The following is a 15,765-nucleotide window of genomic DNA, read 5'->3' as shown; positions in this document are numbered from 1 at the left end:
AGGTGGTTGTATATTTTTGCAGAAACTACACTGTTGCAGCGGTTCAACTCGCTGCAACAAGCTGGGATCGATTTACAATAATTTGTCTTTAAGTGCTTTAGCAGGCTTAAACAATACCTTGTTTTGTCCCTCAATGGTGATGGTCTCACCTGTTTGAGGATTACGCCCTTGCTTTGGAGGATGATAACTTAACACGAATGTCCCAAGTCCATTGATTTGCATCTGATCACCTTCTGACAAGCGCTTTTTAGTGGCCTGCAAAATGACATTTAACACCGCCTGTGAATCTTTCTTCGTTAATCCACTAATTTCCGCCATTTTTGTAACTAAATCGCTCTTATTCATGCAAATACCTCTGAACCATTGAATGAGCGCTGCAGGCTATGGGTTTCATCAAAGAAAGTCAATGTTGATGTTCTCTCCGTATCTTGGTAAAACCCTTACAACCAACTTTGTTAGGATAAAAAATGTCATTTTTAATTGAGTACTTACCGCTCATCTTATTTTTTGCGGTTTATAAGTTTGTCGATATTTTTTGGGCAACGGGAGTGCTAATCATCGCCTCTCTTATACAGGTCGCACACCAATACATCACTAAGCGCGAAGTCGCAAAACGTCATTGGATTTTTCTCGCCATTGCATTGATCCTTGGTGGGATGACGATTTTCTTCCATGATGAGCAGTTTATAAAATGGAAAGCCACTATTATTTATGCCATTTTAGGTGCGGCACTACTCATATCTAGGTACCTGTTTAATAAAAACTTAGTAAAAGGTGCACTCGAAGGCGTGTTAAAGTCAGTTGCTGAGAAGGAAAAAAGCGAGATTGATATTGATTTACCAGCCAAAGACTGTGACCAATTAAATCTATTTTGGGCGGTATTACTTTTCTTCATCGCTGGCCTAAACCTTTACATTGCGTACCACTTCTCTCTTGATTTTTGGGTGAACTTTAAAGTCTTTGGTCTAATTGGGATCACCTTCGTTGCACTGCTCTTTACCATGTTTAAAATTCAAAAATATTTACCTGAAGAGTAACCATTCAAGGTTCATCTGCAGCTGCTATAGTTAACGAGTGAGAGCTAACTATAGCGGCTAGTAGCCGTCAAATATTTTGGGGAACCAACCTTGAACGCAAGCCAATACCGGTGGTGTGAACTCGTATTTGTATTCTTTATCCTGCCCATTATCGCTTATCAATTCCGTGATCACCTCAACAATTGGCTTTTTCCAGCACTGATCATTTTAATGACAGTCTGTACCCATTTATTACTAACCGATCCCCATTTCAAACGCTTCAGGTTAACCAGCTTGGGAGAGTTTTCGTCAGTCAAAAAACGGTTATTTACTACCTTTTTCGCGGGCGCGATGTTTTCAGCTATGCTCTATGGCTTGGTTAGTCAAGGAAATTGGTTTTCCCTGCCGCTCAATTCGCCCAGCGACTGGTTATTATTATTAATTGCTTACCCTATTCTTTCCGTATTACCACAAGAGTTAATTTTTAGGAGCTACTTCTTTCATCGCTATAAAAGGATTTTACCGAATAAAAATAACCGAGTTTTGCTAAGTGCATTGGTGTTTGCACTCGCTCACTGCGTGTATGACAACTGGATAGCCGTAGCGTTATCTTTTGTTGGAGGACTACTATTTTCTTATACCTACGCGCACAGCCGCTCACTTGCGGTATGTGTGTTAGAGCATAGCCTATGGGGACTTTGGATGTTTACAATAGGAATTGGGCAGTACTTAGACTCCGGCGTAAAATTTTAGTGGCTTAGTAAAGAATAACATCGGCGTACAATACGCCGATGCCTTCATTTTCAGGATGAGCACCCCTTAGCTAGAAGCCAAAGATACTAAATGCAAAATATTTGGTTGCAACCGTGTTGATGAAAATAGCTAACAAGATCACTGGGATGAACGTAGATAGAGAGAAGTTGATATATTTCTCGGTAAAGCTACCTATATATCCCTCTGAGCCTTGCGCAAGCTCCTCATTCAAACCAGATTTTTTCCAGCGATAAGTAACGAATAGGCACAGCAACAGGCCGTTCAGCGGTAAAATCGTATCGTAAAACACGTCGTAGATTAGGTCAAAGAAGCTCTTCTGTGCATCGCCATAGTTTATGAAGCTTGTAAGCCAGTCCACCATTCCAAAAGACATAGTAGATAGCACAGTTAGAATACCTGTAGTTAGTGCCAAAATGATCAATGCTTTCTTACGTGAAATACGCTTTTCTTCCATCAAAGTCGCGGTAGGCACTTCGACAATAGAAACGAGCGACGTTATCGCAGCAAAGAAAACTAGTAAAAAGAATATTCCTGCAACGATTGAAGCACCAACATAGCCAATATCATCTTGTAACGCCAATAACAATTTAGGTAAGTAGTCAAAAATCATAGATACTGAAGAGTCAGATAACTTACTTGGATCTGTATTTGGGTTAAAACTAAAAATAGCTGGCAGTACCATCAGACCTGCGATGAATGCTACTAATGAGTCCGTGATTGCGACCATTTTAGAGCTGCCAACAATATCGTCTTTTTTAGAAATATAGGAAGCATAAGTAATCAATATACCCATACCCAAAGATAGCGAAAAGAAAGCCTGTGACAATGCGCCATTCAACACACTCGCACTCATCTTTTCGAAATCAGGAACGATATAATAACGAACACCTGCCATCGCGTTATCAAGGGTAAGTACATATACGACAAGACCAATCAACATGACGAATAACGCAGGCATGAGCAACTTAGCCGCTTTTTCAATGCCTTCTTTCACCCCCCCAACCAATATAAGATTAACGATGACACCCACTATCAACATATAGATAAATACATTGGTATCGTTGATAAAAGTACCAAAGTACTTCGGGGAGGCGAGTACATCTAAGTTACCTAAAGCTGTTTGCGCTAAAAAGCCAAAAATCCAAACGGTAATAACCATATAGAAGACAGCAATCATAAACGGCGTGAGTACCGCCAAGAACCCTGCTATCGACCACTTTTTGTCATGATTAGATAACAGTTTATATGCGCCAAACGGGTCTTTTTGGGCTTTCCTACCCATCGCCATCTCGGCCATCATGACAGGTAGGCAGATAAACACTACAAATAGTGCATAGATTAGTAAAAATGCCCCACCACCATTTTTTGCGGCAGAAACAGGAAAGCCGACGAGGTTACCGATACCAACAGCAGAGCCTGCTGCGGCAAGGATAAAACCTAATCGGGAGCTAAAATGCTCACGGTTTGCACTCATTGCAATCAACCTTATTATTATTTTCTACAAATATCGAAGGACTCTACCAGTCAAGTTGAGTGTTTTTCAAGTTTAAATGACTAATCACTGAAAAACACTGCGTACATTTACTTTTGCATTAAGGCCGTTTTATCATAGTATTGTTAAACGGCCCTGAAAAGCTGACAAAATACGTAAAGATAAATAATAATAACCTAGAAACTAATCCGGAACTAATACTTATGCTTTATATGATCTATTCAACCGACGCTGAAAATTCACTACAAAAACGCTTAGCTGCGCGCCCAGCGCACTTAGCCCGTTTGGAAGAGTTGAAACAACAGGGTCGGTTGTTTGCAGCAGGACCATTACCGGCGATTGACTCGGAAAATCCTGGTGAAGCGGGTTTTACCGGTTCTTTGGTTATTGCTGAATTTGAGAGCTTAGAAAGCGCTCAGCAATGGGCTAGCATAGATCCATACATCGACGCAGGCGTCTATACTGCAAGTATTGTCAAACCATACAAACGAGTTCTGCCATAAAAGTTTGCTAAACGTTAAGTTCAGCAAAGGTTAATTACAAAAGCACTAAATTTGTTTGAGATTTATGAAGTTTAGACACTTAGTATCTATGAAACTGTGGAGCTTAAAATGCGATTGCAACTCACTCTCTTAGCGTTAATTTTGGCGTTCGCTTCGAGTGTAGCAGACGCCAATAGCCGCAATGATAAGAATATAAAAACAATTACAAAAAAAGAAGCTGTTTCTCTAGCACTTGATAAGTACGCGGGGAAAACGCTTAAGATTTCTGAAGAAAATCAGTTTTTTGTGGTAAGAATTCTCCAACCAGATGGTCGAATTGTTGACTTAAAAGTGAACAAAAAGACAGGTGAAGTAAATAAGGACTAAGAATGCGTATTTTAGTTATCGAAGACGATATTCAGCTAGCAGAAAACCTGCGAAATGCATTAGAGAAAGAAAAATATAGCGTTGATTTGTGTCATGATGGTGAGTCTGGATTATTTCACCTAGAAGAATACCCGTTAGATATGGCGGTTGTCGATCTTGGCTTGCCAAAGCTTGATGGTATCGAAATCATTCGTCGCGCTCGTGCAAACGGTATAAAGATCCCTATTTTGATTTTAACCGCTCGTGACCGCTGGCAAGACAAGGTAGAAGGTCTTGATGCAGGAGCTGATGATTACCTTACTAAGCCGTTTCATGTTGAAGAGTTGATTGCGCGCTGTAATGCACTTATTAGACGTAGTGCGGGACAAGCAAACCCTGAGATTTGTATTGGTCCTATTAAAATCCATACTCGTTCGCAACAAGTTTGGGTTAACGACACAGAGCTATCACTAACAGCCTACGAATATAAAGTTTTAGAATACTTAATGGTTAATCCTCAAAAAGTCATTTCTAAATCTGAGCTCACCGAGCATATTTATGATCAGGACTTTGACTTAGACTCTAATGTCATTGAAGTGTTTGTTTTAAGGCTTCGTAAGAAGCTTGACCCTGATGGCACTCTGAACCCTGTTGAAACCCTTAGAGGACGTGGATATAGGTTCAAAAATCAGTGGTAAACAGCTCTCAAATTTCGCTTAAAATAAGACAAGGATTTATCCTTGTCTTTGTGCTTATAATTGCGCTTCCTGCGCTCTTTTTCTCTGTGGGCAGGGCTTACTATTCTTCGTTGGTCGATGCGACCGAAAAAACATTAGAAGCTCACCTCTACTCACTTATCTCAGAAGTCGAATTTGTTTCAAACGGCCTTGAAATGCCCCGTAGCATTTTAGCCCCTGAATTAAATAGACTTAACTCTGATACTTATGCGCTGGTTTACCAAGACAGTTCTTTAGTTTGGTACTCTGAATCTGCAGTGAACTTGTCAATTTCACCTGATTTTTCAGGAAACCAAGCAGGCGCATCCGAGTTTGAACGAGTTGAATATAATGGCGTACTATTCTGGCAACTCAGTCTTACCGTCATTCTCGGTAATGCGGAGCAATCTCAACAAGCTCGCTTTGTTCTTTTAAAGAAAAATGATGCGCTGATGGAGTTGATGTCTGGGTTTAGAAATACCCTAGTCAATTGGATGCTGGTCATGGGTGTAGTGATAGCCGGCTTGATGGCATTTGGCTTTGTCTGGAATGCCCGACCACTGCAGCGATTGGATAAAGAAATCAAAGAGATAGAAGCAGGTGAACGCGATAAGATCACAGGCCTTTACCCAGTCGAGCTACTGACGATTAAATCCGACTTAAACTTACTTTTGGAATCTCAAAAGCGCCAGAAAGAGAGGTACAGAGCCTCACTTAGCGACCTCGCACATGCGTTGAAAACCCCTCTCGCGGTGATTAAATCAAGTCCGCTTGCAAAAGATGCTGATGCACAGGAACAGTTAGACAGAATTAATGTGATGATCGAACATCAATTGAAACGTGCGGCTACTGGAGCGTCCGATACTTGGAAGAAACAAACATCTGTAAAACCGGTACTAGACTCTATATTAAATGCCATGACTAAGGTATATCACGATAAACACATTCAATTTTCGTCAGAATGTGCAGAGGAAGTTGCATTTTTAGGTGATAAAACAGATTTAATGGAAATTCTTGGCAATATTATAGATAACGCTTGTAAAGCCTGTAATTCCTTGGTCGATATAAATGTAAGTGCACCTAAAAAACGCCTACTTATAATCGAAGTAGAGGATGATGGTCCTGGCATTCCTGAACATCGCCGATCAGAGCTATTAACTCGAGGTACTAGATTAGACACTTATGAGGCTGGTCACGGTGTGGGAATGGCAATCGTTTCTGATTTAGTGAAGTCTTATCATGGCTTAATGCAGATTGGGACTTCCAAGCACGGCGGTGCGAAATTTACGATAGAGTTTAACCATGAAAAAAATAATTAGCATCTTGTTGGTATTAGGACTACCTTTTTCTTCTTTTGCAGAGGAAGACTTCGAGCTAAAGGACTGTAAAAAACATGAATCAAGTCATCCAGAAAAAGCAAAGAAATTCTTGATGTGTCTTGATAGCAATATCAACCTACTTGAACGCCATCGTCAAACTTGGATCACTAAGCTCTTGCTCGACACCAAGAAGTATCAATCTGACACTGGCAATACCCAGATATTGCCAATTATGGAGCGTGCTCTTCGCAATCAGGAAGAATATATGGAGGACAGTTGTCGGTGGCGATATCTACTGGATATGCCAAACGCAACGCGTTCTGCTACTGCTTATAAAAATTGTAAAATTGCATTTCTAAAAGCGCACATCATCGAACTTAAAAGCAGTAAAGTATTGAAAGAAGATTTAAATATCTAACGACATTGTTGATCAGATCAGTACTAGGCTACCTTAGCATCCTGAACTTCGGTTAATTGCAGCCAAAATCCTGTTAGTCAAAAATAGCAACATTCTCGGAAAAGGAGCTGTTTGTAGCTCCTTTTTTCTTTTCTAAGCCTCAGTGTTATTAAGATGTTTTATTAACTGGCTGTTCTGAACCGAGAAGGATTGCCAACCACTTGCCCTCTTCGCTCGTTTCAAGAGCGATTTTCACAACCATGGTAAGCGGCACGGAAAGCAGCATTCCTGCGGTTCCGAGTAACCATCCCCAAAAGATTAATGAGAGAAACACGACTAAAGTGGATAAACCTAATCCACGGCCCATAAACCTCGGCTCAATAATATTACCCATTAAGGTATTAATACAAATATATCCAACAGCGACAATACCACTCACCAACGGTCCATGTGTCACTAAAGCCAGTAAAACAGGTGGTACCGCTGCGATGATTGAACCTATATTTGGGATATAGTTGAGTAAAAACGCAACAACCCCCCAAAGCACGAAGTAATCAACATCTAATGCCCATAAAAAAACTGCCGCTACAACACCAGTAGCTAATGAAACAAGTGTTTTAATCGCCAAATAACTATTAATAGAATCTAAAAACCTATCTATTTGCTGCATTTTCATTTCTGGGTCGTCTAGTGCGAGGTGTACTTTGTGACTCAAAGAAGGTGCCTCAAAAAGCATAAACACGACGATAAGCAAAATTAAAAAGCTGTTAGCCATCACACCGCCAAAGCCAGTCAACATATTGGTGGCTAAATCGATTAGCTTATTTGGGTCTAGCATGCTAATGAGTTGTTGTTTATCCAATAAGATATTATAGTCTGCCGCCGTGCTGACTAACCAAACGAACTTTTCTTGTAAATCTTCTTTATACGTAGGTAGTTGTTTGGAGAAATCATTGACAGACTGCCCGACAAGCCCACCGATACTCGCACCAATTAAGAGCACTAGTGCGATTACAATCAAAATAGCCAAACCTTTTGGTATCTTAAAACGGGCCAAAAACTTGAGCATGGGATTACAGATAATCGCAATGAATGCAGCTAATATAAATGGAACGACAATCTCAGTTGCAAGCTTGATACCTCCTAACACTAAAAATAGCGAGGCCAAAACTACCAGCGTTTTATTAATTCCAGTCAGTGAAGACACAGTTCACTCCTTTTGCTTTTTTACCATTTTAAAACAAACCACCTATAATGAAAACGAGTGATCTAACTCCTTGCTAAAACGTAAGTTTATTTGATTACAATAAAGAGTATACAGAATGAATATATTCATAACAGGTGCAACGGGTTTAATTGGTAAAAAGCTGTGTCAGTTTTTAATACACAAACACAATCTCACGGCTCTAACTCGTTCCCCCTCCAAGTCCGCAACACTATTGCCCAACGGAGTTAACTGTGTCACAAATACCGATGATATTGACTTTAATAAGCTTGATGCGGTCATCAATCTTGCGGGTGAACCAATAGCCGATGGTCGATGGAGTAATAAAAAAAAGCAAGAAATTTACAATAGCCGGATAAAAATCACAGAGCAAATTGTCGCTGCGATAAACACAGCGACATCACCGCCAAAAGTGTTTATTTCAGGTAGTGCCATTGGTTTTTATGGACGTCAGCCAGATGATTTAGCTATCACTGAAGATTTTAAGGATTGTCACGATGAATTTTCGCATAGACTGTGTCGAGATTGGGAAAATACGGCTTTTAGAGCCGAATCTTCCCAAACTCGAGTCTGTATATTAAGAACTGGTATCGTACTTTCAAAGTCAGGAGGGGCTCTGGCAAAGATGTTACCACCCTTCCGACTTGGATTTGGCGGACCTATTGGTTCAGGAGATCAAGTGATGTCTTGGATCCATATCGATGATATGATTCAGTCCATACTCTATATTCTTAAACATGATGAAATCTATGGTGCTATTAACGCAACAGCACCTAACCCAGTCTCAAATAAGCAGCTTTCTCAAGCCTTGGCACGTTCTATCTCGCGCCCTTGTCTATTTACAGTGCCACCATTTGCCCTCAAATTGGCTTATGGTGAAATGTCTGAATTGCTGTTGTATGGACAACGCGTAGTACCAAAAAAGCTACTCGATACCGGTTATCGATTCCGCCACGACGATATTGAAGATGCCTTGAACGCACTTAACTTATAATGTAAGTGCAACCCCCTCTTCTGTCGTGATATAGAGCTTTTCTCGTGTTAAGACTTTATCCAGATAATGCTTGGTTTCATCGTAAGGTAAACCCTTTTCTAGCGCTGCTAGAACGTTATCTGGCGATAGTGAATTAATCACCTTTGCTGCTTTCGTGATTGACCTCGAGTCATCAGCGTTAAACACGCGAGCAACGTTGCCAGCTCCCGTATTATAAGCCGCAATCATGCAATATTTACGACTTAGTGGGTTCTGTATTTTACTCAAATAGCGTTTATCGAGGATATTAAGGTAAGCCGTACCCGCTTCAATATTATTATCCGTCACATATAAATAAGGGGCTGACATTGGTTCATCACGATTATAAAGCATGCGGTTTACATCAACACCGGCACTCGTTGGTACTATTTGCATCAAACCAAACGCAGGAATGTGTGATTTTGCCATAGGGTTAAAGTGGCTTTCGGTATGCATAACCGCAAAAATTAGGCTTGGCTCAATGTCAAAGCGCTTCGCTTGTGAGTTCACTTGGCTCGCATAACGTTCCGCTCGATGTTTAGAAAATTCAGCCTGTTTGGGTAATTTAATAGCGATTTCAGATACTACAGTAGGTTCTTTTTTTTCGGTATTACTTGCAGTTTCTAATAACTTTTTCAGGCGCTTTTGTTTTAGTAATTCAAGCTTCTTTTGTTGTTCTTGCTGTTTAGCCTCTGCTAATTTTGTGTCTTCGCCGTCAATGATGGCCTCATCCGTCTGGCGTTCTATGTAACGTTGCTGTTGCTCAAATTGACTATCTATTTGTTTTTTCGCAGCAATCAATGCTTTTGCACGAGCAGCGTTATCAATTTCGCGTTTCTTTGTTTCACTTTGGTCTATTGCAAGCGTATCAGGGTTAAATACATCAATTACTGCTCGGTCTTTCGCAATAAATTCCTTATAGAGAGCTAGAAGTTGAGCCTGAGATACTGGTTCATCTGCTGCATGCCGAACGCTGACCACCAGTTCGTTGGCTTCAAAGTCGACAACCATTCTGGATGATAAATCATCACTGTAGGTGACAAATGCAGCTTGATCAGAAACCGTTATATCTCCCCACTGTTGGATGACGTTATCACGAAAGGCATCGTACTCATCAAAATGCTCTTCGACATAATCAGCAAACTCACTTAATTGCTGGCGTTTATATTGCTCAAACTCGCTCAGTTCTTCGTCACTAGGCTCTGACGCTTGCCAACGTGACATTTTCGCAGACAGCTCTTCAAAAAGCTGGGCTTGACTTGCCATTGCTCCTGGGAGCGCACTTAACGCCATGACTATAAATGAGTATACTGATTTACGCATAAAGCATTCCTTTTAAAATTAAAGCGTGAAATTCACACTTTAATTAGTTAGCCTTGCTATTTCCTTCTCAAGATCCTTTTCCGCTTTGTAAGCTTTAAACTCTTGATATAAGAACTTTTCATCCTGAGGATTTATACTGCGCTTACTTTCTTTGATCAAATCTTTGAAAAGCTCTTTGGTCTGTTCAGGTGATAGCGTCGTCAACGCACAAAAATAATCTTCGCCAGAAATATCAATAACATCTGCTTTAACAATACGAGAACCATTTAATGTTTGTTTGGTCAATTGTTTGGACACAGAACTAAAAGTTGCACCTACGGTGGTATCCCCATTTACATCGCTACGATTCGAAAACGTCTTGTCGAGGCCTTCAACGCGAGTTTCAATTTGCTGGGCTAGCGCAAGACGTGCATTTGCAACCGCCATTTTTTGATCGATTGAAATGTTGCCCGAGTATTTCACACAATCAGCTGCCGCTATTCCGTCTTCGATTGTTGGATTGAGAACCCATTCTGGAATATTAACTCTTGGGCTCGAAGCCGCATCGTCTTTACTTGAACTACAAGCCGATAGCATCCCTATAACGGCCACTGATATGAGTAGTTGTTTTGCTTTCATGTTGGGTTCCTTAATTGCCCTATTTACGGAATAAAATCTATCAAAAAAGTAATTGATTAACAGTAATAAATTGTAAAAACGATTTTTAACAATTTAGTACTTTCAATTCAATTTTTTACTATTTAGCTTATTAGTATATGATTGAACATAAACAACACTGCCACTATAAGAACAAGTATGCAAGGAATGCGATTCCAACTTTATTCACATAAACCAATGTTAAAGCTCTTAATTTTTACAGGTTGCTTGATTCTAAGCGGCTGCAATCTTACGCCAAAAGCCAACAAGCAGGCCATAGAATATGCAGCACAAGGAGATTTTATTGCGGCTCAACAACGCATTGATTATGCCTATAAAAACTCATCTCGTGACGAGCTATTATATTACCTTGAATCGGGCATGTTAGCTCATTTACAACACCATTATGAATTAAGTAATCAACACCTCTCCCACGCAAAAGAAATCATAGAAGCTGCTTACACTGTAAGCATCAGCGACCAACTTTTTTCTGCTTTTACTGGCGCGAGTTACAAAAAATACACTGGCCGCACTTTTCATAAGCCCATGATCCACACGTTAATGGCACTTAATTATGTGTCGCTGGCAAACGCATCTGCTGTAAATCGTGTTGCTTTATATGACTCTGCACTTATAGAGATGCGACAGCTTGACCTATACCTTGCTCAATTACAGCAACGAACAGGTGGTTACATCGACCAACAAAAAACTGGAAATGAAATTGAACAAGTTTTTAAAGCCATTTTTAAGCAACCATTTATAAGCGGTGAACTCGAGTATAAAGACGATGCATTTGCACAGTATTTAAGCGGGATTTTATATGAGCAACAAGGCGAGTTAGATAGTGCTCGGATCCAATATGAGCGAGCAGCAAGCGCGTACCAAAATGGCTTCAGCAAACAGTATAAATTAGGTCAATATGCCAGCCAACAAGCTCAAAAAGATCTGCATAGAATGGTTGCTGATGAAGAAGAAAACTACTTTACATTAGTGCAAAGTCTCGGTGTATCGCCTCAACGTAAAGAATTTAATCTTTACCTAAGTACGGATGAAAAAGCAAAAGCTATTGTCATCACTCCGATCTACTGGGGTACACGAGAGGAACGTCAAGCGCAATTTGCTTGGTTTAATTTAATGTTTGCTGATACCAGTTTATTTGATCTCATCCAAAACTACGCAACTGGAGACTTTAGTGATGTGATATTAGGCTCGGTCACTAAACGCCTACCTCTCGGTGATAAATTATGGCAAAAAGCCGTTGAGGAAGGAGTCATTGATGCACTCAAGTATGGCAGTAGAATATCGGTTACCTATTTACAACCTCATAAGAACAATATCCAACATGTTGCGCTTTTCGCTAACGGACAAAAACTTACAGAATTACACCCCTTTTATTCGGTAAACTTACTCACACTGTATGACGCGCTAGGTAATGCCAATATGGAAATTTACACCGCTATTTCTCGAGAAGTGTTAAAAGCAGTCACAGCAAGTCAGGCTATAAAGCAAGTTGGCATCCAGCAGAACACGCTTTTGGCAGGGCTTGCTCAATTGACAACTTCTGTCACCAATGCCATTACAGCAGCGGCAGATACTAGACAATGGCAATCACTGCCGCGAGAGATTCGAATTGCGCGGGTGAAATTACCTAAAGATACCAGTCATCTTCAATTACAAACCCAATTGAGAACTGGTAGAGTCATCATGCAAGATATTCCGCTGGGTCGAAGTGCGCCTTTGATCAGCCACATTCGTACTTTCACCAGTGTAGCTGAACCGGAAAAACAACATTATTTATCATCTTTAACTAACATGGACTGAATACATGAAGCCTAAATTTGCAGTTAAATTAGTTGTCCCGATGCTCATCGCGTCTAGCGCAGCGATGACAGGTTGCTCCTCAACAACCAAAGTGAGCCGTGTGGACACCAATGAAGAAATAGCGCTTTCAGATAAATGGAATGCCAAAGACTCTCAGTTAGTTGCTGAAGCAATGATAAGCGATATGCTCGGTTTCCCTTGGGTACGTGAACACCGTGCCAAAGAAGGCACTCGACCCGCTATCATTATTCAATCTGTTCGTAACAAGTCGCATCAGCATATTGCAGTTGACACCTTTTTGAATGACCTCAAGCGCGCCATATTGCGAAGCGGGCAAGCTGACTTCGTCGCAAACCGCTATGTACGGGATGAAATTCGTGAGGAAAGACGAGACCAAGAGCTCAATTCAAGCCTAGAAACTCGTAATGAGATCGGTCAAGAACAAGGTGCTGATTATGCACTATCCGGCACAATTAACTCATTTGTTGATGAACAAGGTGGCAGTCGAGTCACTTTCTATCAAGTAGACCTTCGACTAATAGACATGACGACTAACCGAGAGGTGTGGAATGGACAGAAGAAAATTCAAAAACTTCAAGAGCGCAGCGGGTATGGTTTCTAAGCGCCTAGCGTTATCTTTGTGTATTCTACTTGGCTTATCTGCTTGTCAGTCTACAAAGCAGGCTATTGCAAAGGAAGATAGCTTACCCAATTGGACCATACAGCAGCCGAGTTCCGATTACCTTGTTTATGGCGTTGGTTCAGCGAGTCATATTGTAGATAGGACAGAAGCCAAGCTTGCTGCCCAAGAGGCAGCAAGATTGGCGATTGCCAAACAGTTAAATGTAGAAATAGAAGGAACGACACAAGTTGCTCAAAGCCAGACTAATGGCGATTTTTCGTATCGAGTGGATGAGATTTTATATTCTCGAGTCCCAAGCATACAATTACAGGGGATCAATATTGAGCAGGAGTTTTACTCCTCAGAGCAAAAAACGGCCTATGCCCTTGCCTCATTTAACAAGGTTGAGTCAAGAATGCACGCTGAGCTTGATATTAGACAGCTTGATGAAGAGATCAGTAACGCGACGATTTCGGCACTGACCAATTCAGAAAAATTAAAAGAAGCGATGGCAATTAAACGACTAATTGCCAAAAGGCGTAAAGCAAACGAATATCACAGGCAATTAGGCGGCGGCAGTATTGTCATACCAACTTCTGTGAGTGACAAAAACAAAATGCTGAATGATTTTATTCAGTCATTAACTTTTAGTATTTCATCAAAGCTTTGGGGGCAGGAGTCTATCCGCAACCAGTTAGCCGAAAGCTTGACTAAGCAAGGTCTTACTGTTGTGGGTGAAAAACAAAGTGCAGACTTTCAAATTGACTTTAGCGTAGATTTCGAAGACGTAAAGAAAAACAGCACTTATTATGTTTTTGCCAACTCGAACTTAACACTCATGGAAAACGATAAAGAAAAGGCGCATGTATCTGCACAAATAAAAGCAGCGTCTAGTTTTGAAAACATGGCTAAGTCCAATGCTGAAGCAAAGTCAGCGAAAATGCTAAGCAAAAAGCTGGCAATGTTAATTATTGATAGCAAAATCTAAAGAAAGGCCCTTTTAAAGGGCCTTTCTTCTCTTTCTAAAATGATTTCACCACTTTAACGCTGCCATCTGCGGCTCCTGAAGATACAAAGCCAATTAAATTAGGGTTACTCGCAACGAGTTTAAGTACCTCAGCATCATCCGCAGCTTCTTTTGGCGGTGTCCCTTTTCCAGTAAATACTAATTTTGACCAATAAGCTTTAAGCTGACTCGATGACTTGTTAAGCACCTTTTCATTAAACTCATCTGTTACCGCCGAGCCATCAGCCTGCGTTATCGGAAGTGCTTTAGAGCCATCGGAGAATGACTTTGATTTACCGATAAAAATTTGCTTAATTTCGTTTTCATCAAGTGTAGAAGTATTGGCTGGATTGACAATGACATCCACGGCGAGGCAACTAAACGAGCTGCAAAGTAGAGTAAGTAAAAATAATTTTTTCATGCTTCTCTCCTTAAAATACCATGTCGATGCCAATTGTAATGGCTTTACTATCACCCGCGACCGCTAGACCAACGGAGTTATCCTCCACCTCATCGTACTGAATCTTAAAAGCGGCGGAGGAATGGAAATCCCAACGTACTCCAAACGAAGTGGTTTCATGGCTTTCAGCATCCTCGCCCTCCCCTTCAAAATCTGCGTAGGATACGAATGGCGTGATATTGTCAAAGCGGTAACCCAATGTCAGCATCTTAGTGTCTAGATCGCCATCCAAATCCAACCGATTTAGCTCTGATAAAATAAAGAAATTTCCCCAGTCTGCATTTACTGCCAAACCGTAAAACTTACCATCTCGTTCATCACTCCCCTCCCATAAGACGGGCTCTCCTGAACGATATCTCTGGTTGGTATAACGCATGTGAGTTAAACGCACTTCAAGCCAATCATTACTGGTTTGAATTACACCACCTAAGATGTCTTTCCAGATTTCTCTAGTTGGCTCTTGAAAGAAAAACTCACTCAACAGCTTATTGTCATCATCGTCTTCTTTACCAGCGTATATATTCCCGCTTAATGACCAGTCGCCTACACTGCCGCTGTAGAGCATATTGATGCCATTGTAATTAAAGATTTGCCAGGTGTAATTGTCCGCGGGTGCACGCATCCAGATATAGGCGTAACCCACATCATAAAAGTCGGAATAGTAAAATAGCGGTAAGCGCTTTTTACCTGCTTGAAAAGTCCAATTCTCATTAATCTCATAGGACAAATAAGCCCATTCAAACTTTGCATCAAAATCATCTGCGCCGCGCGCAACAATCTGGCCAGTAACGCTTAAGCCTTCGGTTAGATCAGCACTAAATTGAAGACCCATCAGTGTTTCAGGTTCAAATGAGATATCCTCGTCGTAAACACTGACGATAGGATAATCGGCAAGAAATATTGGATCGTTTATTCCGAATTGTGGAACACCGCTTCCACTCAGCACCTTACCTGCATTGATACTTGCGAATCCGGAAAAGTTAACCTCTGCATGCCCTGAAAAACAGGCAAGGCAAAGGGTACAACCTAAAGCTAGTTTCATCTTCATTATGATTCATCCCAATTGCTTGTTCTACAAGTACTACATTGCAAGTATAG

At 40.8% G+C, this 15,765-nt stretch carries 18 protein-coding genes; 11 read left to right on the top strand and 7 right to left on the bottom strand.

The annotated features are described in order from the left end of the window. Positions 1–72 precede the first annotated feature (72 nt). Positions 73–345, bottom strand: coding sequence for an HU family DNA-binding protein (locus tag DRB05_RS07505; RefSeq protein WP_128726384.1), 273 nt, complete (start codon positions 343–345; stop codon positions 73–75). Between the two features lie 122 nt (positions 346–467). Between DRB05_RS07505 and DRB05_RS07500 the strand changes: the two genes are divergently transcribed. Together DRB05_RS07500 and DRB05_RS07495 are read left to right on the top strand one after the other, a co-directional pair. After that, complete coding sequence (locus tag DRB05_RS07500) at positions 468–1,037, top strand: inner membrane-spanning protein YciB (RefSeq protein WP_128726383.1); 570 nt, start codon at positions 468–470, stop codon at positions 1,035–1,037. 90 nt (positions 1,038–1,127) lie between these two features. Then, on the top strand, positions 1,128–1,769 hold the full coding sequence (locus tag DRB05_RS07495) for a CPBP family intramembrane glutamic endopeptidase (RefSeq protein WP_128726382.1): 642 nt from the start codon (positions 1,128–1,130) through the stop codon (positions 1,767–1,769). 70 nt (positions 1,770–1,839) lie between these two features. Here the strand turns inward: DRB05_RS07495 and DRB05_RS07490 are convergent, their stop codons facing one another. After that, on the bottom strand, positions 1,840–3,264 hold the full coding sequence (locus tag DRB05_RS07490) for a sodium-dependent transporter (RefSeq protein WP_128726381.1): 1,425 nt from the start codon (positions 3,262–3,264) through the stop codon (positions 1,840–1,842). A 221-nt stretch (positions 3,265–3,485) separates the two neighbouring features. Between DRB05_RS07490 and DRB05_RS07485 the strand changes: the two genes are divergently transcribed. The 5 genes from DRB05_RS07485 (at position 3,486) to DRB05_RS07465 (ending at position 6,583) form a co-directional block, all read left to right on the top strand. Continuing rightward, on the top strand, positions 3,486–3,785 hold the full coding sequence (locus DRB05_RS07485) for a YciI family protein (RefSeq protein ID WP_128726380.1): 300 nt from the start codon (positions 3,486–3,488) through the stop codon (positions 3,783–3,785). A 108-nt stretch (positions 3,786–3,893) separates the two neighbouring features. Then, positions 3,894–4,151 carry a PepSY domain-containing protein gene (locus DRB05_RS07480; protein WP_128726379.1) on the top strand — a complete coding sequence of 86 codons (258 nt, stop codon included), beginning with the start codon at positions 3,894–3,896 and terminating at the stop codon, positions 4,149–4,151. A 2-nt stretch (positions 4,152–4,153) separates the two neighbouring features. Further along, entirely contained in the window at positions 4,154–4,828 is a 675-nt protein-coding gene (locus tag DRB05_RS07475) for a response regulator transcription factor (protein WP_128726378.1), read from the top strand. Continuing rightward, positions 4,822–6,165 (top strand): ATP-binding protein, encoded by a 1,344-nt coding sequence (locus tag DRB05_RS07470; protein WP_128726377.1) that lies wholly within the window; start codon positions 4,822–4,824, stop codon positions 6,163–6,165. Before DRB05_RS07475 ends, DRB05_RS07470 begins: the two co-directional genes overlap by 7 nt. Continuing rightward, positions 6,149–6,583, top strand: coding sequence for a hypothetical protein (locus tag DRB05_RS07465; RefSeq protein WP_128726376.1), 435 nt, complete (start codon positions 6,149–6,151; stop codon positions 6,581–6,583). Before DRB05_RS07470 ends, DRB05_RS07465 begins: the two co-directional genes overlap by 17 nt. 148 nt (positions 6,584–6,731) lie before the next feature. Here the strand turns inward: DRB05_RS07465 and DRB05_RS07460 are convergent, their stop codons facing one another. Next, positions 6,732–7,769 carry an AI-2E family transporter gene (locus DRB05_RS07460; RefSeq protein ID WP_128726375.1) on the bottom strand — a complete coding sequence of 346 codons (1,038 nt, stop codon included), beginning with the start codon at positions 7,767–7,769 and terminating at the stop codon, positions 6,732–6,734. A gap of 115 nt (positions 7,770–7,884) precedes the next feature. On the opposite strand from DRB05_RS07460, the gene DRB05_RS07455 reads away from it, so the two are divergent. After that, complete coding sequence (locus DRB05_RS07455) at positions 7,885–8,781, top strand: TIGR01777 family oxidoreductase (RefSeq protein WP_128726374.1); 897 nt, start codon at positions 7,885–7,887, stop codon at positions 8,779–8,781. On the opposite strand, the gene DRB05_RS07450 is transcribed toward DRB05_RS07455, so the two are convergent. After that, complete coding sequence (locus tag DRB05_RS07450) at positions 8,776–10,122, bottom strand: murein transglycosylase domain-containing protein (RefSeq protein WP_128726373.1); 1,347 nt, start codon at positions 10,120–10,122, stop codon at positions 8,776–8,778. The genes DRB05_RS07455 and DRB05_RS07450 overlap by 6 nt on opposite strands. 39 nt (positions 10,123–10,161) lie before the next feature. Beyond that, positions 10,162–10,740: an LPP20 family lipoprotein gene (locus tag DRB05_RS07445; RefSeq protein ID WP_128726372.1), complete on the bottom strand. Its 579-nt coding sequence runs from the start codon at positions 10,738–10,740 to the stop codon at positions 10,162–10,164. Positions 10,741–10,956: 216 nt separating this feature from the next. Here DRB05_RS07445 and DRB05_RS07440 point away from each other — a divergent pair, with 216 nt between their 5' ends. Genes DRB05_RS07440 through DRB05_RS07430 form a run of 3 tightly spaced genes read left to right on the top strand, consistent with a single transcriptional unit; the run spans position 10,957 to position 14,189 of the window. Further along, entirely contained in the window at positions 10,957–12,579 is a 1,623-nt protein-coding gene (locus DRB05_RS07440) for a hypothetical protein (protein WP_239965683.1), read from the top strand. Positions 12,580–12,583: 4 nt separating this feature from the next. Beyond that, positions 12,584–13,201 (top strand): penicillin-binding protein activator LpoB, encoded by a 618-nt coding sequence (locus DRB05_RS07435; RefSeq protein ID WP_017219134.1) that lies wholly within the window; start codon positions 12,584–12,586, stop codon positions 13,199–13,201. Continuing rightward, entirely contained in the window at positions 13,149–14,189 is a 1,041-nt protein-coding gene (locus tag DRB05_RS07430) for an LPP20 family lipoprotein (protein ID WP_240036221.1), read from the top strand. The genes DRB05_RS07435 and DRB05_RS07430 overlap by 53 nt, the downstream gene beginning before the upstream one ends. Positions 14,190–14,223: 34 nt before the next feature. On the opposite strand, the gene DRB05_RS07425 is transcribed toward DRB05_RS07430, so the two are convergent. Beyond that, a complete protein-coding gene (locus DRB05_RS07425; RefSeq protein WP_128726370.1) occupies positions 14,224–14,628 on the bottom strand; it encodes a phosphate ABC transporter substrate-binding protein in 405 nt (134 codons plus the stop codon). A 10-nt stretch (positions 14,629–14,638) separates the two neighbouring features. Continuing rightward, entirely contained in the window at positions 14,639–15,715 is a 1,077-nt protein-coding gene (locus DRB05_RS07420; RefSeq protein WP_128726369.1) for a porin, read from the bottom strand. Between the last annotated feature and the right edge of the window lie 50 nt (positions 15,716–15,765).

The sequence above is a fragment of the Pseudoalteromonas sp. A757 genome, from assembly GCF_004103285.1.
Taxonomy (GTDB): domain Bacteria; phylum Pseudomonadota; class Gammaproteobacteria; order Enterobacterales; family Alteromonadaceae; genus Pseudoalteromonas; species Pseudoalteromonas galatheae.
Note: the sequence above shows the minus strand (reverse complement) of the source record. Positions and strands in the feature narration are given on the sequence as shown.